The organism is Caballeronia hypogeia, from assembly GCF_001544875.2.
GTDB classification, from domain to species: domain Bacteria; phylum Pseudomonadota; class Gammaproteobacteria; order Burkholderiales; family Burkholderiaceae; genus Caballeronia; species Caballeronia hypogeia.
In genome coordinates this window covers 138,650-159,766 of sequence record NZ_FCOA02000009.1, presented here as the reverse complement: position 1 = coordinate 159,766, position 21,117 = coordinate 138,650, and the positions used below count along the sequence as shown (strand labels likewise).

At 64.4% G+C, this 21,117-nt stretch carries 22 protein-coding genes; 8 read left to right on the top strand and 14 right to left on the bottom strand.

Going from position 1 to position 21,117, the window contains the following annotated elements; translation table 11 throughout:
- The first annotated feature begins 261 nt into the window (after positions 1-261).
- A complete protein-coding gene (locus AWB79_RS16085; protein WP_096031547.1) occupies positions 262-1,668 on the top strand; it encodes an NCS2 family permease in 1,407 nt (468 codons plus the stop codon).
- Between the two features lie 84 nt (positions 1,669-1,752).
- Here AWB79_RS16085 and AWB79_RS16080 read toward each other — a convergent pair whose 3' ends face one another.
- The 7 genes from AWB79_RS16080 to AWB79_RS16055 all read right to left on the bottom strand — a co-directional run bounded on the left by AWB79_RS16080 (position 1,753) and on the right by AWB79_RS16055 (position 6,620).
- Positions 1,753-2,190, bottom strand: a complete 438-nt coding sequence (locus AWB79_RS16080; protein WP_061168403.1) for an SRPBCC family protein — start codon at positions 2,188-2,190, stop codon at positions 1,753-1,755.
- Positions 2,183-2,506: an ArsR/SmtB family transcription factor gene (locus AWB79_RS16075; protein ID WP_061168402.1), complete on the bottom strand. Its 324-nt coding sequence runs from the start codon at positions 2,504-2,506 to the stop codon at positions 2,183-2,185. Before AWB79_RS16075 ends, AWB79_RS16080 begins: the two co-directional genes overlap by 8 nt.
- 130 nt (positions 2,507-2,636) lie before the next feature.
- Positions 2,637-2,786 (bottom strand): hypothetical protein, encoded by a 150-nt coding sequence (locus AWB79_RS39525; RefSeq protein ID WP_157695790.1) that lies wholly within the window; start codon positions 2,784-2,786, stop codon positions 2,637-2,639.
- 109 nt (positions 2,787-2,895) lie between these two features.
- Positions 2,896-3,360, bottom strand: a complete 465-nt coding sequence (locus AWB79_RS16070) for an RbsD/FucU family protein (RefSeq protein WP_061168401.1) — start codon at positions 3,358-3,360, stop codon at positions 2,896-2,898.
- A gap of 60 nt (positions 3,361-3,420) precedes the next feature.
- Positions 3,421-4,545 carry a succinylglutamate desuccinylase/aspartoacylase family protein gene (locus AWB79_RS16065; protein ID WP_061168400.1) on the bottom strand — a complete coding sequence of 375 codons (1,125 nt, stop codon included), beginning with the start codon at positions 4,543-4,545 and terminating at the stop codon, positions 3,421-3,423.
- 74 nt (positions 4,546-4,619) lie between these two features.
- Positions 4,620-5,408 (bottom strand): ABC transporter substrate-binding protein, encoded by a 789-nt coding sequence (locus AWB79_RS16060; protein ID WP_061168399.1) that lies wholly within the window; start codon positions 5,406-5,408, stop codon positions 4,620-4,622.
- 117 nt (positions 5,409-5,525) lie between these two features.
- Positions 5,526-6,620 (bottom strand): calcium:cation antiporter, encoded by a 1,095-nt coding sequence (locus AWB79_RS16055; RefSeq protein WP_061168398.1) that lies wholly within the window; start codon positions 6,618-6,620, stop codon positions 5,526-5,528.
- 236 nt (positions 6,621-6,856) lie between these two features.
- On the opposite strand from AWB79_RS16055, the gene AWB79_RS16050 reads away from it, so the two are divergent.
- On the top strand, positions 6,857-7,831 hold the full coding sequence (locus tag AWB79_RS16050; RefSeq protein ID WP_061168397.1) for a GGDEF domain-containing protein: 975 nt from the start codon (positions 6,857-6,859) through the stop codon (positions 7,829-7,831).
- A gap of 6 nt (positions 7,832-7,837) precedes the next feature.
- Here AWB79_RS16050 and AWB79_RS16045 read toward each other — a convergent pair whose 3' ends face one another.
- Genes AWB79_RS16045 through AWB79_RS16035 form a run of 3 tightly spaced genes read right to left on the bottom strand, consistent with a single transcriptional unit; the run spans position 7,838 to position 10,799 of the window.
- Entirely contained in the window at positions 7,838-9,154 is a 1,317-nt protein-coding gene (locus tag AWB79_RS16045) for an MFS transporter (protein ID WP_061168396.1), read from the bottom strand.
- A 59-nt stretch (positions 9,155-9,213) separates the two neighbouring features.
- Entirely contained in the window at positions 9,214-9,957 is a 744-nt protein-coding gene (locus AWB79_RS16040; protein ID WP_061168395.1) for an SDR family oxidoreductase, read from the bottom strand.
- Positions 9,954-10,799 (bottom strand): ureidoglycolate lyase, encoded by an 846-nt coding sequence (locus AWB79_RS16035; protein WP_061168394.1) that lies wholly within the window; start codon positions 10,797-10,799, stop codon positions 9,954-9,956. The genes AWB79_RS16040 and AWB79_RS16035 overlap by 4 nt, the downstream gene beginning before the upstream one ends.
- 133 nt (positions 10,800-10,932) lie before the next feature.
- Between AWB79_RS16035 and AWB79_RS16030 the strand changes: the two genes are divergently transcribed.
- Positions 10,933-11,871, top strand: a complete 939-nt coding sequence (locus AWB79_RS16030) for a LysR substrate-binding domain-containing protein (protein WP_061168393.1) — start codon at positions 10,933-10,935, stop codon at positions 11,869-11,871.
- A gap of 40 nt (positions 11,872-11,911) precedes the next feature.
- Here AWB79_RS16030 and AWB79_RS16025 read toward each other — a convergent pair whose 3' ends face one another.
- Positions 11,912-12,343: an OsmC family protein gene (locus AWB79_RS16025; RefSeq protein ID WP_061168392.1), complete on the bottom strand. Its 432-nt coding sequence runs from the start codon at positions 12,341-12,343 to the stop codon at positions 11,912-11,914.
- 497 nt (positions 12,344-12,840) lie between these two features.
- On the opposite strand from AWB79_RS16025, the gene AWB79_RS16015 reads away from it, so the two are divergent.
- Together AWB79_RS16015 and AWB79_RS16010 are read left to right on the top strand one after the other, a co-directional pair.
- Entirely contained in the window at positions 12,841-14,190 is a 1,350-nt protein-coding gene (locus AWB79_RS16015; RefSeq protein ID WP_061168390.1) for an NAD(P)/FAD-dependent oxidoreductase, read from the top strand.
- Positions 14,191-14,318: 128 nt separating this feature from the next.
- Entirely contained in the window at positions 14,319-14,972 is a 654-nt protein-coding gene (locus AWB79_RS16010; RefSeq protein WP_061168389.1) for a DsbA family oxidoreductase, read from the top strand.
- A gap of 30 nt (positions 14,973-15,002) precedes the next feature.
- On the opposite strand, the gene AWB79_RS16005 is transcribed toward AWB79_RS16010, so the two are convergent.
- The 3 genes from AWB79_RS16005 to ypfJ form a co-directional block, all read right to left on the bottom strand.
- Positions 15,003-15,902, bottom strand: a complete 900-nt coding sequence (locus AWB79_RS16005; RefSeq protein WP_061168388.1) for a flagellar brake protein — start codon at positions 15,900-15,902, stop codon at positions 15,003-15,005.
- Between the two features lie 182 nt (positions 15,903-16,084).
- Positions 16,085-17,098 carry a lipopolysaccharide heptosyltransferase I gene (waaC, locus tag AWB79_RS16000; RefSeq protein ID WP_061168387.1) on the bottom strand — a complete coding sequence of 338 codons (1,014 nt, stop codon included), beginning with the start codon at positions 17,096-17,098 and terminating at the stop codon, positions 16,085-16,087.
- Positions 17,099-17,313: 215 nt separating this feature from the next.
- On the bottom strand, positions 17,314-18,192 hold the full coding sequence (gene ypfJ, locus AWB79_RS15995) for a KPN_02809 family neutral zinc metallopeptidase (protein ID WP_061168386.1): 879 nt from the start codon (positions 18,190-18,192) through the stop codon (positions 17,314-17,316).
- Positions 18,193-18,584: 392 nt separating this feature from the next.
- Between ypfJ and AWB79_RS15990 the strand changes: the two genes are divergently transcribed.
- The 3 genes from AWB79_RS15990 to AWB79_RS40090 are packed head-to-tail and all read left to right on the top strand — an operon-like array spanning position 18,585 to position 21,112.
- The gene (locus AWB79_RS15990) at positions 18,585-19,991 is read left to right on the top strand and encodes a cytochrome ubiquinol oxidase subunit I (RefSeq protein ID WP_061168385.1); all 1,407 of its coding nucleotides are present in this window, start codon (positions 18,585-18,587) and stop codon (positions 19,989-19,991) included.
- A gap of 4 nt (positions 19,992-19,995) precedes the next feature.
- Positions 19,996-20,997, top strand: a complete 1,002-nt coding sequence (cydB, locus tag AWB79_RS15985) for a cytochrome d ubiquinol oxidase subunit II (protein WP_061168384.1) — start codon at positions 19,996-19,998, stop codon at positions 20,995-20,997.
- A complete protein-coding gene (locus AWB79_RS40090) occupies positions 20,975-21,112 on the top strand; it encodes a hypothetical protein (RefSeq protein WP_198399037.1) in 138 nt (45 codons plus the stop codon). Before cydB ends, AWB79_RS40090 begins: the two co-directional genes overlap by 23 nt.
- Positions 21,113-21,117: the final 5 nt, after the last annotated feature.

The window sequence follows — 21,117 nt, the reverse complement described above, 5'->3', positions numbered from 1 at the left end:
ACGGATCGGCGAATCCCCCGCCCCGCGTGGGATTCACGGCATATAAGCCGCGCGGCATGAGCGGCATGTTTTTCATGGGATTGGACCCCGCGTTCTGTTCCCCTAGTCTCTGTCCTGACCGAGTGCAGCCTTACGAGCGCGTCACCCGGCTTCATCCAGAACTACATACGAGACGACCCTGACGGCGGATCCGCAGTGCCCGGCGAATTAGAAACGTGGCCCACGGAATTCCGTTTCAGCGTGCTGATAAAGGAGCAGCTCATGTTGGAATCCTCCGCCCAGCAACTTGGCGACATCGACATCACCCCCACGGAACGCGAAGACGCCGCACCGTCCGGAAACGGCGGCTTTCTCGATCGTTACTTCGGCATTTCGAAAACCGGCAGCACTGAAAAACGCGAAATCGTCGCGGGCATCACGACCTTCCTCGCGATGGTCTATTCCGTCTTCGTCGTGCCGGGCATGCTCGGCAAGGCCGGCTTCGACACCAGCGCGGTGTTCGTCGCCGTGTGCCTCACCACCGCGTTCGGCTCGCTCCTGATGGGCGTATGGGCGCGTCTGCCGATCGCGATCGGCTGCGCGATCTCGCTGACCGCGTTCACCGCGTTCGGCCTTGTGCTCGGCAAGGGGCTCACGCCCGCCATCGCGCTCGGCGCGGTGTTCCTGATGGGTATCGTGTTCACCGCGATCTCCGTCACCGGCGTGCGCTCGTGGATCCTGCGCAATCTGCCGACGGGCGTCGCGCACGGCACGGGCATCGGCATCGGCCTGTTCCTGCTGCTGATCGCCTCGAACGATGTCGGCCTCATCATCAAGAATCCCGCGCCCGGCATGCCGGTTTCGCTCGGGCATATCACGGCGTTTCCGGTGCTGATGTCGGTGCTGGGTCTCGCGGCGATCTTCGGTCTGGAGCGCCGTCGCGTGCCGGGCGGCATCCTGCTCGTGGTGATCGGCCTGTCGGCGATCGGCCTGATCTTCGATCCTTCCGTGCGCTTTCATGGCGTGTTCGCGGTGCCGTCGCTGTCGGCTCCGGGTCATTCGTCGCTGATCGGCGCCATGGACATCAAGGGCGCGCTCTCGATGGCCGTGCTGCCGAGCGTGCTCGCGCTGGTCATGACCGCCGTATTCGACGCGACCGGCACGATCCGCGCCGTCGCCGGCCAGGCGGGCCAGATCGACCAGAACGGGCGCATCGTCAACGGCGGCCGCGCGCTGACCGCGGATTCGCTCTCCTCGATCTTCTCCGCGTGCTTCGGCGGAGCGCCGGCGGCGGCGTATATCGAGTCGTCGGTGGGCGTGGCGGCGGGCGCGAAGACGGGTCTGGCGGCCAGCGTCGTCGGCGTGCTCTTCCTCGTCGTGATGTTCCTCTCGCCGCTCGCCGCGCTGGTGCCTTCCTACGCGACGGCCCCTGCGCTGATGTATGTCGGCCTGCTCATGCTCGGCAACGTCAGCAAGCTGCACTTCGAGGACACCGTCGACACCATGTCGGGTCTCGTGTGCGCGGTGTATATCGTGCTGTCGGCCAACATCGTGACGGGCATCATGCTCGGCTTCACGACGCTCGTGATCGGCCGCGTCGTGGCGGGCGAATGGCGCAAGCTGAATGTCGGCACCGTGGCGATCGCGCTCGTGCTCGCGGTGTTCTATCTCGGCGGCTGGGCGATCTGATCGCCGCTTGCATCGTCTGACATCGTCTGAAACGAAAACGGCGCGCTGTCCGATGAGGACAGCGCGCCGTTTCGTTTGGCGGTGCTATTTCGTCGTGAACGCGACGGCGCCCGTCTCCAGCAGCGACTTGAGATTCGACAGAATCTTGGGCCAGCCGCCCGACACGGCCTCGATGAACTTCCTGCCCTCGCTCACGTGCGTGACGGTGAGCTTCACCGCTTCGGCATGCGTTTCGATCTCGTAGGTGCAGCGCGACCAGCCTTCGTCCTTCAGATCGTCGCGGAATTCGTTGCGCCATTTCAGCACGAGGCGCTTGCCCGGCTCCGCTTCGAGCACTTCGCCGGAATCCGCAACCCGTCCGTCCGAAAACAGCATCTTCCACGCCGACCCGACCTTCCAGTCGGACTCCTGGTGCATTCCGAACCAGTAACGCCTGACGAATTCCGGATTCGTCAGCGCGTCCCACAACTTCTCGGGCGTCGTGCGGATGTAAGTGACATACACGAAAGTGTCGCTACTCATGATCGTCTCCTTCTAGCGTGCGTTTGAGATCGGCCAGCGCATCCAGACGCGGATACTCGAACTTGCTGATCCAGCGTTGCGCGATGTCGTGAATCGGCACCGGATTGAGAAAATGACGCTTCTCGCGGCCGTGCCGCTGAGTCGACACGAGATTCGCGGCCTCGAGCACGGCCAGATGCTTCGATACCGCCTGACGCGTCATGCCAAGCCCGTCGCACAGATCCGCGAGCGTCTGGCCGTTGACTGTGTGCAGCCGGTCGAGCAGTTGCCTGCGGCTTCCATCCGCGAGCGCGCGGAAAACCGAATCGTCATCCATGGACTCATTATGCAACCATTTGGTTGCATGTCAAGGCTCTTCAAAGGCAAAAACGACAACGCCCCGGAAGCCTTTTCGCTTCCGGGGCGTTGCTGTGATGCTTGCTGACCGGGATGCTCTCGCGTTTCGCTTACTTGCGGCGATACGATTCGACGAGGATCTCGCAGTTCTGCAGATGCAGTTGCAGCGCACGATTCCACTCACGACGCACCGCAGCCTTTGCCGCGCGCAGCCAGGAACCGAACGAAACGACCAGGGATTGTTGAGCAGTGGTTTTCATGTGCATCTCTCAGGGAAAGTAGCTAGGGGATAACCCTAACTATACGCCTTTCTCGCTGCATTGCAACAACTTCTCAAAAATGCAACAGGGTATTCCCTAGGTCGATTGGTCAATTTTGCGGCGCGTCAGGCGCGAGCTGAACCCCTTTTTTGAAGATGAAGCAACCGTACCCGCGCGTCTCACCGGTCGCGATCACGCAATACGCCTGTTTTGCCCGGGCGTAGAACGCGAATCGCTCGACCGATGCGAACGGCACGGCGCGCCCCTCGGCGGCATCGACCTCATGCTGGGCCTCGCGCTGGACGGCGGGAAGCGCGGCCGCATCGCCGACGACTTGCATGCGCTCAGCCGGATGATCCACGAACGTATCGAGCGGCAGCACCGACAGCACGGCCCGCACGGCGCGCGGCGAACTCACGCCGTCGAGGCGCAGCACGCGGCCGAGGACGGTCTGACGCGCGACGGAATCGGCGGGAAAGTTGGCGTCGCAGATCACGACTTCGTCGCCGTGGCCCATCGCGCAGAGGGCGTGGAGGATGTCGGCGTTGAGCAGCGGATCGATGTTCTTCAGCATGTTTTGTCGTTCTCCTGGACTTGGGGCTTGCCGAACCTATGGTAACCGTCGGCCGCGCTCTCAGGGCACGAGCAGATCGCCGGTGCGCGCGGCTTCGCGGCCCGCGATTCGCGCGACGAGCATGCCGGCCGTCGCGAACCGCGTCCAGTGGCGCGCGTACAGCACGCCTTCGGTCTGCGCGACGAGCGGCACGAGCCGGTCCTCGAGCGGATCGAGCACCTCGGCGATGACATCGCCCGCACGCACCGTTTCGCCGATTTCACGCCGATGCAGGATCACGCCCGACAACGGCGCGTGCACGTATTCGCAGCCCGCGAGCGGCGTCGCGGGATGACGCAGCGGCGGCGCTGGCGGCGCTTCGCCGGAAATCATGCCCGCGTGCGTCAGATAGTCGATGAGCGCCTGCGCGTCGCGCGCAGCCAGTTCGTGCGACACGTCGCGCACGCCGCGCAACTCCAGCGTGACGGGCGTCACGCCCAGCGGAATCGGCACGCGCTCGCCGAATGCGCCACGCAGATAACGCCACGCCGCCGCGCACGCCTCGTCGAAGGGCTCGCCGCCCGAGACATCCGCGAGCAACTGCGCCTCGCTGCCGAGATAGCGCGCGAGCGGCTCGATGCGGTCCCAGGCCTCGGGCGTCGTGTAGAGATGCACGACCGCTTCCCAGTCGCAATGCAGATCCATGACGAGATCGGCGTCGCACGCGAGCTTCATCAGTTCGAGACGCTGCGATTCGAGTTCTGTCGCGGGTCGGCGCGTCGCGAGCGTTTCGGCCAGCGCTGCACGGATCAGGCGGGCGTTGTGCGCTTCGTCGTCGTTGAACCGGTCCTTCAGTTGCATCGCCAGTTCGGGCCCGAGCTCCGGAAAGCGCCGGTTGAAGTCCTGGCCCGAGGCCATGTCGAAGCGGCCCATCTGCGTGCCGAACCAGTGCTGATTCAGGCCGGCAGGATTCGCCGCCGGCACGAGCACGATGCGCGCGGCCAGCCGCCCCGCCGCTTCGAGTTCGGCCAGACGCCGCCTGAGCATCCACGCGACGACCATGCCGGGCAGCTCGTCGGCGTGCAGCGACGCCTGGATATAGACCTTGGGCGCGGCAGGATCATGGTCCGGACCGAACCGGTAGCTCGTAATCGCGCGCGCCGTGCCGAGCGACACGCCGAGCAGCGGATGATGCTGAACCTGCATCTTCGAAAATCTCTCGTGGAAAAGAAAAGGCATCGCGAGCGATGCCTTTTCGGAGGAAACGCGTCAGACGGCGATCACTGGATCGAGATATCGGTCTCGAAGTACTTCGCCATGATGCGCTTGAACGTGCCGTTCTTCTTGATTTCGGCGAACGCGCTGTTCAGGCCGTTTTTGAGATCGGCGTCACCCTTGCGCAAGCCGATCGCCGTGCCCGGGCCGATAATCGCGCGGTCCTCGACGATCGGACCGACCAGCGCGAACGGCTTGCCCTGCGGCTTCTTCAGAAAGCCGATGGCGGCCTGCGCGGCGTCGGTGAACATCGCGTCGATGCGGCCCGCGACGAGGTCCGACTCGACCTGCTCCTGATCGCCGTAGGCGACGACCGTGACGCCCTGCGGCTCCCACTTCACTTTCGCGTAACGCTCCTGCACCGTGCCCTGCTCGACGCCGACGCGCTTGCCTTTGAGCGATTGCGGCGTCGGCAGCAGGCCGGAGCCCGCGCGCGCGACCAGTTGCGTGTGCGTGTCATAGAGCGGATCGGTGAAATCGATCTGCTTCAGGCGCTCTTCGGTGATGCCCATGTCGGACAGCACGGCGTCGAACTTGCGCGCCTTCAGGCCGGGAATCATGCCGTCGAAATTGTTCTCGACCCACACGCACTTGACCTTCATCTGCGTGCAGAGCGCGTTGCCCAGGTCGATATCGAAGCCGGCGAGCTTGCCGTCGGCCTGCTTGGATTCGAACGGCGGATAGGAAGGATCGACGGCGAAGCGGATTTGCGTGATCTCCTTGGCTTGCGTGGACAACGAAACGGCGGCGAGCGCCGCAAGCATCGCGAGCGATGCGGACTTCTTGAATGACATGCTTTTCCTTCGGGACTTTCGATGTAACGCTTTCGATGAAACGCTGAAACGTCGCGCACGGCCGCGCGAAAAACCGGGAATGGTAACAAAATCACACGGTTCGGCGCGCGACGTTCGTCAAGGCACGACCGAAAGGAACAGGAAAGCCGCGAAGATCACGAGATGCACGACGCCTTGCAGCACCGTCGAGCGGCCCGTGCCGAGCGTGATGACGGACACCAGCAGCGTAAGCGCCAGCATGGTGATTTCCTTCGGCGCGAGGCCGAGCGAAATCGGCTGATGGATGACGATGGAGACCACCGCGACCGTCGGAATCGTCAAGCCGATACTCGCGAGCGCCGAGCCGAGCGCGAGATTCAGGCTCGTCTGCAGGCGATTCAGCCGCGCCGCGCGCAGCGCCGCGAGACCTTCCGGCAGCAGCACGAGCGCGGCGATCACGATGCCGACCACGGCTTCGGGCGCGCCCGCCGCCGCGACGCCCGCCTCGACCGCCGGCGACAGCAGCTTGGCCAGCCCGACCACCGATACCAGCGACAACAGCAGAAAGGCGAGCGCCACCCACGCCTCGCGGCTGGTCGGCGGCGCGGCGTGCGGCGCGTCCTCTTCCTCGGCGGCGCCGGCGGCGACTTCCGGCGTCGGCGGCAGGAAATAATCGCGATGGCGGATCGTCTGCACGAACACGAAGGTCACGTACAGCACGAGCGAGACCACGCCGACGAAGATCAGCTGCGAGTTGGAAAGCGCGGGACCGACCACCGTGCTCGTGAAGTTCGGCAAGACCATGGTGAGCACGGAAAGCGCGCACAGGATCGCGAGCGCGGCGCTCGCGCCCTGCAGCTGAAAATTCTGTACATGATGGCGGATGCCGCCGACCAGAAGACATAAGCCGACGATCGCCCCGCTGCAGATCATGATCGCGGCGAATACGGTGTCGCGTGGCAGGCCGGCTTTCTCCGGACCGCCGGAGAGCATCACGGAGACGATCAGCGCGACCTCGATCACGGTGACGGCGATCGCGAGCACCAGCGTGCCGAACGGCTCGCCGACGCGATGGGCGACCACTTCCGCGTGATGAACCGCCGCGAACACGGCGAACGCGAGCGCGATGGCCGCGAGCACGACGATCACGCCGCTCTGGATCAGCGCGCTCGCGGCGAGCACGACGAGCGCGACAATCGGGGTAATGATGGTCCAGTCCAGCTTGAATTTCATCGGCGCTCCGGGCGGATCGGGTGAATGGGATCGTCGGCTCATGCGATGTGGCCGCAAGCTTCTGCAAATCGCGCCGAATGCGTCGGACCCGTTCGAGCGCCGGGCGTGCGAGGAATTTGCAGTGACAAAGGGCCGCAGACCTTCGGCATGATAGCGCGTGCGCCATGAGCGGCTGACTCCAGCGCGCAATTGTCGGAAAATATGATCTGGTGGTCACGAACCGGACACGTAAACACATGCTCGCCGCACCCATACCCGAGAACGAACCCGCCCGCCTGGCCACGCTGCGCACGCTGAGAATCCTCGACACGCCCGCCGAAGAACGCTTCGACCGGCTGACGCGGCTCGCGCGCCGCCTGTTCGACGTGCCGATCGCGCTGGTGAGCCTCATCGACGAGAACCGGCAATGGTTCAAATCGTGCGCGGGTCTGGGCGTGCAGGAGACCACGCGCGACATCTCCTTCTGCGGTCACGCGATCATGCACGAAGACGTCTTCATGATCCCCGACGCCCGCGCCGACGTGCGCTTTCACGACAACCCGCTCGTCACGGGCGATCCCGGCATTCGCTTCTACGCGGGCCAGCCGCTCACGGTGCCCAATGGCACCAAGCTGGGCACGCTCTGCCTCATCGACACGCGCCCGCGCGAACTCGACGCCGAGCAGCGCGGCCTGTTGCGCGACCTTGCGCATATCGCCGAGCAGGAGATCGCCGCGATCGAGCTCGCGACCGTCGACGAGCTGACGCTGATCGCCAATCGCCGCGGCTTCGAGGCGCTCGCGCAACACGCGCTCAATGTCTGCAAGCGCATGAGCCGCGACGCAACGCTGCTGTTCTTCGATCTGGATGACTTCAAGCGCATCAACGACACTTTCGGCCACGCCGAGGGCGACCGTGCGCTCAAGACCTTCGCGGCCGCGTTGCGCGACGCGCTGCGCGAAAGCGATGTAATCGGCCGTCTGGGCGGCGACGAATTCGTCGCGCTGCTGACCGACGCCCGCGAAGACGAAACGCGCCGCGCGCTCGAACGCCTGCGGGATGCGCTCGCCGAATTCGATGCGGAATCGGCGCGCGGCTATCGGATTCGCTTCAGCGTCGGGCAGACGCAGTTCGAAGCGGCGCGGCATGCGTCGGTAATCGATCTGCTCGCCTTGAGCGACAGCAAGATGTACGCGCACAAGGCCGCCCGGAAGGGCGGCCCGGGGCACTGAAACGCCTCACTCGCTGCCGCTTTCCCTGAAGTACAGCCGGCGCGGCAAGCCCCAGACGATCAGCATCGCGCCGAGCAGGCACGCGAACGCGATCGCGTAGAGGCCCGGCGTCGCGCTGCCGGTCATGGTCTTGACCTTGCCTACCATGTACGGGCTGATGATGCCGCCGAACTGCCCGACCGAGTTGATCAGCGCAATGCCGCTCGCCGCCGCGATGCCGGTGAGAAAGCGCGTCGGCAAAATCCAGAACAGGCCGAGCGAGGTGATGATGCCGGTCGCCGCGATCGTCAGGCCGACCACGAGCATCACGGTGTTGCCCGGAAAGAAGCCACACAGCACGTAACCGATCGTTCCCGCGAGCGCACATGCGCCAAGGTGATAACGCCGCTCGCCGGTTTTGTCCGAATGCTTGCCGATCAGGATCATGCCGATACCCGCGACCGCGTACGGCAGCATCGAGATCAGGCCGATCATGAACGGATCGCTCGTGCCGGCGGTCTTGACGAGCTGCGGCATCCAGAAGACGAGACCGTAGATGCCCATTGCGAGGAACAGATAGATCAGCGCCATCACGAGCGTGACGGGCTCGCTGAACGCGGCCCTGAGCGAATGCACTTCGCCGACTTTTGGATCGCGCGCGAGTTGTGCTTTCAGCGCGCGCTTCTCATCGGCGTCGAGCCATTTCGCGTGATCGACGTCGTCATCGACGAACGCGAGTACGACGAAGCCGAGCAGCACCGAGGGAATGCCTTCGAGCAGAAAGAGCCACTGCCAGCCGGGCATGCCGTGCAAGCCGTCGCAGAACTTCATGATCGCGCCGGACAGCGGGCTGCCGATGATCCCGCACAGCGCGATCGACGCCATGAAAAACGAGTTGATGCGCCCGCGCCGCGACGACGGAAACCACTTCGTGAAGAAATACAGCGCACCGGGCACGAAGCCCGCTTCCAGCGCGCCGATCAGAAAGCGCAGCACGTAGAACCACGTGTCGGTGCGAACGAACATCATGCACGCCGACGCAATGCCCCACGTAATCATGATGCGCGCGATCCAGCGCTTCGCCCCGACGCGATGCAGGACGATGTTGCTCGGCACCTCGAACAGAAAATAGCCGACGAAAAACACGCTCGCGCCGAAGCCGTACATCGCGTCGGAGAAGCCGAGTTCGCTTTGCATCTGCAGCTTCGCGAAGCTGATGTTGATGCGGTCGAGATACGAGAACACGAAACACGCGACGAACAGCGGCACGAAACGCCAGAACACCTTTCGGTAGATCTGGGTGTCGTCGAGCGCTGCGTCGCGCGGGGCGGCGATGGAATCCACGTTGTCTCCTTTCTTTGTTATTGCTTTGTTATTGCTTTGTTATGGGTCTGCCACGGCTGTCAGTAAGTCGCGCGACCTCCGGAAAGATCGAACACCGCGCCCGTCGTGAACGAGTTCTCCGACGACGCGAGGAACGCGACCATCGCCGCGATCTCGCTCACTTCGACGAAGCGCCCGCGCGGAATCTTCGACAGCATGTAGTCGATGTGTTCCTGCTTCATCTGCTCGAAGATCTTGGTGCGCGCGGCGGCCGGCGTCACGGCGTTCACGGCGATATCGAGCCCCGCCGTTTCCTTGCCGAGACTCTTGGTCAGCGCGATCAGCCCCGCTTTCGCCGCGCTGTAAGCAGACGCATTCGGATTGCCTTCCTTGCCCGCGATCGACGCGATATTGACGATGCGTCCATATCCTTTCGCGATCATCGTCCGGACGATGGCCTGATTGACATGAAACGCCGCGTTCAGATCGACGTCGATCACGCGCGTCCATTCCTCCGGCGCGTAATCGGCTACCGGCGCGTTCGCGCCCGCGATGCCCGCGCTGTGCACGAGCACATCGATTTGACCGAAGCGTTCCAGTGTGCTCGATGCGGCGCGCGCGACGGCGTCGCGATCGGTCAGATCGACCACGACCGTTTCGACATCGCCCAGACTGGCGCGCGCCACGGACAACGCGGCTTCGTCGCGATCCCAGAGCGCGACGCGCGCGCCGCCTTCGAGCAGACGCTGCGCGACCGCGTAGCCAATACCCTGCGCGCCGCCCGTGACGACGGCCGCGCGTTGCGTGAAGTCGTAGCGGTTCATGCGTCCACCGTCCGTTGCTGTTGTTCGCCGAGTCCTTCGATGCCGAGGCGCATGGTCTGACCCGCGCGCAGATAGACCGCTTCAGGCTTCTGCCCCATGCCGACGCCCGGCGGCGTGCCCGTCGAAATGACGTCGCCCGGCTGCAGGCTCATGAAGCGCGAAAGATACGAGATGATTTCGCCGACCTTGAAGATCATCGTGCTGGTGTTGCCGTTCTGATAGCGCTTGCCATCGACTTCGAGCCAGAGCGGCAGCTTGTGCGGATCGGGCACTTCGTCGGCGGTGACGAGCCACGGGCCGATCGGACCGAAGGTGTCGCAACCCTTGCCCTTGTCCCACGTGCCGCCGCGCTCGATCTGATACTCGCGCTCCGACACGTCGTTGATCACGCAATAGCCGGCGACGTGGCTGAGTGCGTCGGCTTCATCGATGTATGCGCCGCCACGGCCGATCACGACGCCAAGTTCGACTTCCCAATCGGTCTTTTTCGAGCCGCGCGGAATGCGCACGTCGTCGTTCGGGCCGACGATCGACGAGAGCCACTTGCTGAACACGACCGGCTCGGCGGGCACCGGCAGATTCGATTCCGCCGCGTGATCCGCGTAATTCAGGCCGATGCAGATGAACTTGCCGACGCGTCCCACGCACGGCCCGATGCGTTCGCCTGGCGGGACGATCGGCAGCGTCGGCACATCGAGTTTCGCGAGACGCGCGAGCGATTCGGGCAGGAGCGCATCGCCCGCCACATCGCCGATGACCCCGGACAGATCGCGGATCGCGCCGCTGGAATCGAGAAGGCCGGGCTTTTCGCGGCCGGGAGCGCCGTATCGCAGAAGCTTCATGAGCGGGTGTTTCCTTGATCGTGGTGAACAGAACCCACAATGTAGAGAACGCTGCGCTGCCTGAATAATGAAAGCTGCTGCCGAGGCGATAACTTTCCGTTATCTTCTCGTAGTCCCCTACTCGACTCACGTCATGCTGCCGAATGCCGATTCGATCGCCGCGCGTCTGCGGCTCAAGCAACTGCGTCTGCTGATCGCGCTCGACGATCACGGCTCGCTGCATCGCGCCGCCGATGAAATGGCGCTCACGCAGCCGGGCGCGACCAAGGCGCTGCGCGAGATCGAAGCGACGCTCGGCGCGACGCTCTTCACGCGCTCGGCGCAAGGCATCCAGCCGAACGAGCTGGGGCGCTGCGTGATTCGCTATGCGCGGCTGATTCACATGGACGTCGCGCATCTGCGCGAGGAAATGGCGGGAATCCTGCAAGGCACGGGCGGGCGGCTCGCGATCGGCGCGATCACCGGCGCGGTGTCGGGCGTGCTCGTCGATGCGCTCGCGCGCCTGCGCGAACGGCAACCGCTGTTGACCGTCGAAGTGGTCGAAGACACGAGCGCGCGGCTTCTGGCGCTGCTCGATCAGGGAAGGCTGGATGTCGCGATCTGCCGCGCGAGCGTCGCGCGGCAGCCGGATCACTACCATTACGTGGAGTTGCGCGACGAACCCCTCGCGATCGTCGCGGGCGTGGCGCATGCGCTCGTCGATGCCCCGCGCGTCGAGCTCGCCGAACTCGCGTCGAGCCGCTGGATCGTCTATCCGGCCATCATGCCGATCCGCAATCTGTACGAGCGCGAATTTCGCGAAGCGGGCCTGCCGCTGCCGCTGCATCCGATCGAAACGGCATCGACCATCACGACCGTGCTGCTCCTGCAACGCGACCCGACGCTCGTCGCGATGATGCCGCTCGACATGGCGAACTTTCTCGCCGGTCACGGGCTCGCGAAGCGGCTCGCGATCGCGGTGCGATCGCGCACCGAGCCGTACGGCGTCGTGACGCGCCGGGGCGCCGCGCTGCCCGCGCCGGCGCGGCTCGTCATCGAAGAACTGACGCGCGAAAAAAACGCGGACGGCTGAATGCTCCGTCCACGTTGGTTTCGTCGCGCCACGAGCTTGCTTACGATACGAGTTCCGCGTTCAGCGTGATCTTCGTGTTGCCGGCGAACAGCTTCGATACCGGACAGCCTTCCTTCGCGGCCTGCGCGGCCTTGTCGAACGCGGCCTTGTCCGCGCCGGGAATCTTCGCCTTCAGATCGAGCTGGCAGGCAGTGATGGTGAAGCCGTCGCCGTCCTTGTCGAGCGTGACGGTCGACTTGGTTTCGAGGCTCTCGGCCTTCATGCCCGCCATTTCGAGCTGCAGCGAGAGCGCCATCGTGAAGCAGCCCGCGTGCGCGGCGCCGATCAGCTCTTCGGGATTCGTCCCCGGACCTTCTTCGAAGCGCGACTTGAAGCCATAGGGCGCTTCGTTGAGCACGCCGGTCTGGGTCGAGATGAAGCCCTTGCCGTCCTTGATGCCGCCGCTCCATTTTGCCGATGCTGTCTTTTGCACGAGAGTTCTCCGAAGAATGAAGTGGAACTGCGATGACTCGCGCCGCGCGATGCCGATGCCCGCGGCGAGCTTTGGACTTCCGCATGCGCCGTGCCCGCTCTCGCATCACGCGCACGTTCGATGAAGGTAGCTGTGCGACGCGTGCCGTTCCTGTGTCTGGCCCGAGCGGTCTGGGCACGTGCGTCGTTCCGCATCGTAACGGATCGCGCGAAGCGACGCAGCGGGCTTGCGAATCGGCTTATATCGTTCCGACCATGCCTTCGTGGATTTCTTGTGCGACACGGCTTGGCGAGCGGCGATCGCGGCATTGCCGCTGTCGGGCAATCTCATTCGTATGGTCAAAAACAAACGATTCACTTAGCATTTCCCGGCAACACGACAGGAACGCAGTACCGCAACCATAGGTTGCATCAGCGCGCTGCAAGACGCATCGCCTCGATTTATCGATCCAGCGGGGTTACGCCGCTATCGCGCCATTCTCGAACGCACCGCATAACATGGGACCACCCACCGAACGCATAACCGATGACCGCGCGCTTCCCGATCACGTCGACGTGGTCATCGTGGGCGGCGGCGTCATCGGCATCAGTACGGCGCGTGCGCTCGCCGAAAAAGGCCTGTCCGTCGCCGTATGCGAAAAAGGCTACATCGCCGGCGAGCAGTCGAGTCGCAACTGGGGCTGGTGCCGCGCGACGCATCGCGATTTGCGCGAGCTCGAGTTGAGCCTCGAGAGCCTGAAGCTGTGGCGTCGCATCGACGCTGAACTCGGCATCGACACAGGCTTCCGCCAGTGCGGCATCCTCTACGCCGCCGACGACGCCAAGTCCCTCGCCGATCACGAGGCATGGCTCGCGCGCGCCATCGCACTCGTCGGGCGCGACGCACTCGACTCGCGCATCGTCTCGCCGGAGGAAACCGCGGCGTTGATGACGGGTGCATCGCGGCGCTTCGCGGGCGCCATCTACACGCCGGGCGATGGCCGCGCCGAGCCGCAACGCGCCGTGCCGGCCATGGCCGCCGCGCTGCGCGAACGCGGCGTGAAAGTGCTCACGCCGTGCGCGGTGCGCGGCATCGAAACGAGCGGCGACGCAGTCAGCGGCGTGGTCACGGAACACGGGCGTATCGGCTGCGCGAGCGTGGTGATCGCAAGCGGAGCCTGGACGCGTTACTTCGCGGGCAGTCTGGACATCGACGTGCCGCAGCTCATGGTGCGCTCGTCGGTCATCCGCACCTCCGCGCCCGAAGCAACCGTAGCAGGCCCCGACGTGAGCGCGTGCAATCAGGAAATGGGTTACCGCAAGCGCCTCGACGGCGGCTACACGATCGCCAACGCGTTCCACAGCTATCACGACATCACGCCGGACAGCGTTCGCCTCTTCGCGAAGTTCCTGCCGGCGCTCAAGAGTCAACTCGGGTCGATCAAGCTCGGCCTGAACGCGCGATTTTTCGAAGAACTGCGACGGCCACGGCGCTGGCCGCTCGACCAGCCCACGATCTTCGAAGCCGCGCGCACGCTCGACCCGGCGCCCGTCGAGGCGTTCAACGACGCTGCCATCGACGAGTTTCGAAAGATTTTCCCGGCGCTCGCGCATCTTCGCGTCGAACAGGCATGGGCGGGGTATATCGATGTAACACCCGATGCGGTGCCCGTGATCTCGGGCGTCGAGCGCAGGCCGGGCCTCTTCATTGCGACGGGATTCTCGGGCCATGGCTTCGGCATCGGTCCGGGCGCGGGCCAGTTGATGGCGGACCTCGTCGCGAACGATGCTCCGCTCGTCGATCCACGCGCGTTTCGCCTGTCGCGCTTTTTCGATGGCAGCAAGATCGAGATCGACGGAGGCTTCTGACCTGTCGCCGAGGCGCGCGTCCGTTGACGGCACGCGCTAACATACCGGTTTTGCGGCCGTCGCCTGAGCGCGTCGGCCGCCCGGTCAGGTTCAACGGCGCGCGGGCGCCGTTCGCATTTGAGGCTCACATGGCATCCACGGCTGTTCTTTACATTGACGTCTGGTCGGACTTCGTGTGTCCGTTCTGTTATCTCGAGACGCCCGTGCTCGATCAGTTCCGCAACGCATACGGCGACGCGGTCGAGATTCGCTGGCACGCGTTCGAGCTGCGTCCCGAGCCGGCTCCCCTGCTCGATCCCAACAGCGACAAGATCGCGGAATCCTGGGAAAGCTCCGTGCGTCCGCTCGCCGGAGAGCGCGGCGTGACGATGCGCATGCCGCCTGTCGCGCCGCGCAGCCGCAAGGCCTTCGAAGCGGCGCTGTTCGCGCGCGAGTCCGGCCGCTTCGACCTCGTGCATCGCGCGATCTTCAAGGCGTACTTCGAGGAAGGCATCGATATCGGCGATACCGATGCGCTGCTCGACATCGCGGCCGCCTGCGGCGTCGATCCGGAACTGCTCGAAGAAGCACTTGATGACGGCACGTACACCGATCTCGTGATCGAAGACGAAGAGTTCGCGAAGAAGCTGGGCGTAAGCGGCGTGCCGTTCGCGGTGCTCTCGCGCGAGCCGGCGCCGGGACAGGAACCGCCGCCGCCCATCGCGCTGCGCGGCGCCGCCCCGATCCAGCACTTTGAGGCAGCCGTCGAGCGGCTCTTCCCGGACGGTTTTCCGGGCAACTGAGCCGCGCGCAGCGTAGCGGCGCGTATGGTTCTAGCTGTGTTCGGCCATGAACGACTTCAGCGCGATACGCTGCGACGGTTCGAGCGATTCGAACTCGAGCCCGTAAGCCGCGCTGCCATCCGCCGGATCCTGCGTGCCGACATGGCGCACGATCGCGATGGTGTCGATCTTCACCTCGACGCCATCGGTCTTGAACTGGAACGAGAGCTGCAAACGATCGCCGATATGCGCGGCGGCCAGCGCAACGGTCAGCGACATCCCGTAAGGGCTGATGTCGCTGACGCGGCCGAGCTGCATCGCGCCGGACTCGCCTTGGGCGGCGAAATGCGCGGCCAGACGCGTCGGCATGCGCGCGAACTTCCGAGTGCGCAACCTGCGAATCGCGCCCGGCGCCGAAAGCACGGCGTAGTTGAACGGCTCGCGGCAGGTTGCATCGACCGTGCAGGCGAAACGGAACACGCCGCGCCCGGTCAGCGCGACCAGATCGACCTGTTCGCCCAGCCCCAGATCGAGCGGATCGAAACCCGCCATCAGCGGTTGCGTCACGAAAAGCGAGCGCTCGCCGTTGCGGCGCGGCGTCGAAAATCCGATCACGCGGCTCGCGTACATGGCGGATCCCGTCCCGCCCGTGCCGCGCAAGCCCACGCGCGCGCCGATCGTGAGGCCAATGTCGTCGAGCGTCAGCGGACCGTCCTTGACGGCTTCTTCGTCGGGCACATTCGGCTTGTGCTCCGCCAGCAAGCGATGCGGCTCGAAATGCCGGAACATGAACTCGCGCGCGGCCGCGCCCGGCACGATCCCGCCGATGTCGAACAGCAACGCGCCATCCGCCGCAACGATCGGCCATTCGAGCGAGGCGTTCAGCGGGATGTCGGATTCTTGGAGGCGCACCAGGGCCGGGTTCGCGTCTATGACGGTTTCTTCGGTCATCTTATAGGACGATTCTTAGGTGTTTTTCGCCATCGTCGTGCCTGGCGAGCCCTACGTCAAGTGTCGTGCGGCAAGTTTTACGTTAGCGCACTGATATATCTTCCGCCCTGTGGATTTACTACCGCGCTGCGCGGCGAACCGAGAAGTTTTATGCGCATAACATTAATTCGCGCAAACTTCGTCTAGCGAATCGCCGCTCCGGTCTGAGGCGAGCGAACGGCAGCGTGCGAAGGCCCGCCCATCACGCTTTCGATTGCAGACAGCACGGCGGGCACGTCCGGCGGCGCACCTTCGTCGCCGATCGACACCGTGCGTCCGGGGTCGTTCACGCCGAAATGCTCGCGCGACGTCGCGGCGAACAACATGACCGTGCGCCGCTGCAACGCGTGCGCAAGATGCACGAGCCCCGTGTCCGTTCCGACCACGATCTCCGACGCCTGAATCCAGTGCGCGCATTCCTCGACGGAAAGTTTCGGCAACACGATCGCGCCCGGCATCAGCGCCGCGATCGCCTGTGCCTCTTCGCGCTCGCGTTCCGTGCCCCAGGGCAGCGCGATTGCGTAGCCGCGCTCGGAGAGCCAGCGGCCCACTTCACCCCAATTCGCCTTCGGCCATTTCTTCACGTCCGCGGACGTGGCGTGGAACAGCATCGCGATCGGTGCGCCGCGCGGAATTTCCAGGTCGCGCGCAAGCGCCGGCAGGCAGATGTTGTAGTCGGGCGTGTCGTCGAACCGGTAGCCGAGCGCGTCGGCGACACTCACGCGCATGCCGCGCCACGCATCGGTGAGCGGGCGCGGGCCGAAGCGCGCGTTATACGCGAAGGCCGCGCCGCGCTCGCCGAGATCCTGATTCAGATAGCCGAAGCGCCGCCGCCCCCGCGCGATAAAGGCGATGATCGCGCTCTTGTACACGCCATGGATATCGAGGATCACGTCGTACTTTTCCGCGCGCAGTTCGCCGATCGACGCCGCAATGCCCTTCAGGTCGTTCCAGTTGCGCGCCTTCTTGAATTTGCGCAGCGGCGCGCTCAGCACCCGATCGACGCCCGGATTCCAGCGGATGATGTCAGCGAAGGCGGCGTCGGCGGCCCAGTCGATTTGCACGCCGGGAAATGCACGCCGCAAGTCCGAGACGACTGGTAGCGTCTCGACGATATCGCCGAGCGACGTGACTTTGACGATCAGAATTCGCTTCATGAAGAATACGTGAGTGCTCCGGCGCGCCCGCCCCGACTGTGGCTCGCTGCGACTGCGACGCGCAGTCGCGTTCCGGAAAAACTAGCGATTCTAATGAATTTGGGACAGACGCACTGTCAGCGTTTGTAATCCACGCTCCGAAACGCGCGCTGCAAAGGTTTCAGGATAGACCGTCGGAGCACTACGCTGCAGAACGCGCTATCGAATGCCGCGCTTTACAGCGAACGTGACGAGAAGGTATCGCATTGGGCGACGTCGCCCGACGACAGGCCGCGACGCAGCCAGCGCTGGCGCTGCGCGCTCGTGCCGTGCGTGAATGCTTCGGGCACAACTCGGCCTTGCGATTGCTGCTGCAGACGATCGTCGCCGATCGCGGCCGCGGCGTTCAGGCCCTGCTCGAAATCGCCCGGTTCGATCAGCTTCGCGTTCTCGCGCTGCGCCACGGCGGCCCAGACGCCAGCGAAGCAGTCCGCCTGCAACTCGACGCGCACCGACAGCGCGTTCGCCTGCTCCTTCGACATGCGCGAGCGCGCGCTATTCACCTTGTCCATGATGCCGAGCACGTTCTGCACGTGATGCCCGACTTCGTGCGCGATCACATAAGCCTGCGCGAAATCGCCGCCCGCACCGAAGCGGTCGCGCAATTCACGATAGAACGACAGATCGATATAAACCTTGCGGTCGCTCGGGCAGTAGAACGGGCCCATGGCCGTCTGCCCCGTGCCGCAAGCGGTCTGCGTGGCGCCCGTGAACATCACGAGCCGGGGCGCTGGATAGTCCTGATTGAACTGCGCGCGGAAGATGTGTTGCCAGGTCTGCTCCGTGTTGCCGAGCACGCGCCGCACGAACACGGCGCCAGGGTCGTTGGCGGGCGGCTGGTTACGGGGTGCGGCCTGCTGCTGCGGCGGTGCGTTGCCTTGCAGAACCTGTGCGCCGTTGATGATCGTCATCGGATTGATGCCGAAGAAATACGAAGCCGCCAGCGCCACGATGATCGTGCCGATACCAATCGATCCGCCGCCGACGCGAAAGCCGCCTCCACCGCCGCGCCGGTCTTCCACATTCTGGCTTTCTTGCTGGTCGTCTAGGCGCATGATCCTTCTCCTTGCTGCTCGCGCGGTGCGCGCGTTCAAAAGCCATTATGGTACCCGTGCGAATCGCACAACCCGTGCCGGAGCCACGTAAATTTTCCTTGTGGAATGATCTTTCGCGCAGCTCGAAACAGTGCGGTCGATTGTCGCGAACACGCCTGCGCCGACTTGCCGCACCGCACTATAAAGCCATCTCGAAATAGCCGGAAAATCAACCCGATAGCGACCTTAAGCGCTTGAAACTGCGGCATATACGCGCAACGCAGGATCACTGACGCAGCGCAACACTTTCTCGAAATGGCGCTAAGCTCCGGCCCGTCACACGTCTGATCCGGCACAGGACACATACGCCTCGCAAACCGGGGCGCGCGTGAATTTCAAGGCACAAAGTCATCATGCATTCGACTCCCGAAGCACTCGATCTGGCGCGAATCCAGTTCGCGTTCACCGTTTCGTTTCACATCATCTTTCCGGCGCTTTCCATCGGACTCGCGAGCTTCATCGCGGTGCTCGAAGGCGCCTGGCTCAAAACCGGCAAGCCGGTCTACAAGGAACTCTGTCTTTTCTGGTCGAAGGTCTTCGCCGTCGCGTTCGGCATGGGCGTCGTGTCGGGCGTCGTCATGGCCTACGAATTCGGCACCAATTGGGGCGGCTTTTCGAGCTTCGCCGGTCCGGTCACTGGTCCCCTTCTCACGTACGAAGTGATGACCGCGTTCTTCCTGGAGGCGGGCTTCCTCGGCATCATGCTGTTCGGCTGGAACAAGGTCGGTCCGAAGGCGCACTTCGGCGCGACGCTGATGGTCGCCATCGGCACGCTCATCTCGACGTTCTGGATTCTCGCGTCGAATAGCTGGATGCAGACGCCGCAGGGCTTTCGAATCGAAGGCGATCATGTCGTGCCGGTCGACTGGTTCGCGATCATCTTCAACCCGTCGTTTCCGTACCGGCTCGCGCACATGGCGATCGCTGCGTTCATCGTCGCGGCGCTGGTGGTGGCCGCGACCGGCGCGTGGCATCTGCTGAAAGGCCGGCGCGATCCGGCCATCCGCAAGATGTTCTCGATGTCGCTCTGGCTGCTGCTCGCCCTGACGCCGATCCAGGCGCTCGTCGGCGACGCGCACGGTCTCAACACGCGCGAACATCAGCCGGCGAAGATCGCGGCGATCGAAGGCATCTGGGACACCGAGAAAGGCGGCACCGCGCTCAATCTCTTCGGCATTCCCGACATGGAAGCCGAAACCACGAAGTACGCCGTGTCGATTCCGCATCTCGGCAGCCTGATCCTCACGCATAGCTGGGACGGCGAGATTCGCGGCCTCAAGGAATTTCCGAAGGAAGACCGCCCGAACTCGACGCTCGTGTTCTGGAGCTTCCGCGTGATGGCCGGCCTCGGCGTGCTGATGATCCTGATGTCCTTCGCCGCATGGTGGCTGCATCGCAAACGCAGGCTGTTCGATGCGCGCTGGTTCCACCGCTTCGCGCTCGCGATGGGCCCGACCGGCTTCATCACGCTGCTCGCGGGCTGGGTGACGACCGAAGCGGGCCGTCAGCCGTGGGTCGTGTACGGCGTCATGCGCACGGCCGACGCCGTGTCGCCCGTCACCGCGCAGCAGGTCGGCGTTTCGCTCTTGGCCTTCGTGATCGTCTACACGATCGTGTTCGGCACTGGCATCTACTACCTGCTGAAGCTTCTGCGTCATGGTCCCGCATTGCCGGGCGCCCATACGCACGAACCGACATCGCACGACGGCAGCGCGCGTCGCCCGCTGAGTCTTCCGCATCAGTCCATCGAAGGAGCATAAGAATATGGATCTCACGCTCGCCTGGGCCGCGATCATCGCGCTGGGCCTGTTCCTCTACGTCGTGCTCGACGGCTTCGATCTCGGCATCGGCATTCTCTTTCCGTTCTTTCCCGATCAGCACGATCGCGACGTGATGATGAACACCGTCGCGCCCGTGTGGGACGGCAACGAAACCTGGCTCGTGCTCGGCGGCGCGGGCCTGTTCGCCGCGTTCCCGATGGTCTATTCGACCGTGCTGTCCGCGCTCTATCTGCCGCTCGTGCTGATGCTCGTGTGCCTGATCTTCCGCGGCGTGTCGTTCGAGATCCGCGCGAAGGCGCAGCGCACGAAGCATATGTGGGACCTCGCGTTCATTGGCGGATCGACGGGCGCGACGTTCTTCCAGGGCGTGGCGCTGGGCGCGTTTCTCGACGGCATTCCCGTCGCCGATGGCCGCTTTTCCGGCGATGCCTTCGGCTGGTTCACGCCGTTCTCGATCTTCACGGGCGGCGCGCTGGTCGTCACCTATGCGCTCCTCGGGGCGTGCTGGCTGATCGCGAAGACCGAAGGCGATCTGCAGCGGCGCATGTATCGCGTGGTGTGGCCGCTGACGGTTCTGCAGCTCGCGACGATCGCCGTCGTCAGCGTCTGGACGCCGTTGCAGGATGCGGGCATCGCCTCGCGCTGGTTCGATTCGCCGTGGTTCTATCGGATGTTGCCGGTGCCGGTTCTCGTCGCCGGTTGCGCGTGGGCCATGCGCCGCTCGATTGCATCGCGCCATGAGAAGCGGCCGTTCGCGATGGCGCTCGGCTTCGTGTTTCTGGGCTTCTCGGGTCTCGTGTTGAGCATCTCACCGCACGAGATTTTTCCGGGCGTGTCGATCTGGGACGCGGCCGCGCCGCGTTCGAGCCAGCTCTTCACGATCGTCGGCGCGGCAGTGATTCTGCCGGTGATCGTCGCTTACACCACGCTAGGCTATTGGGTATTCAGAGGAAAGGTGCGCCATGGCGAACATCACTACCATTGATCGCGCGCGCAAGGTGTTCTGGTTCATCGCGCTGTGGATGGCGGGCGTCGGCGGCGCGATGCTGCTCGCGCTGCCGTTCAAGCTGCTGATCAAGGCGGGAGCGGCGATTCATTGATGCCG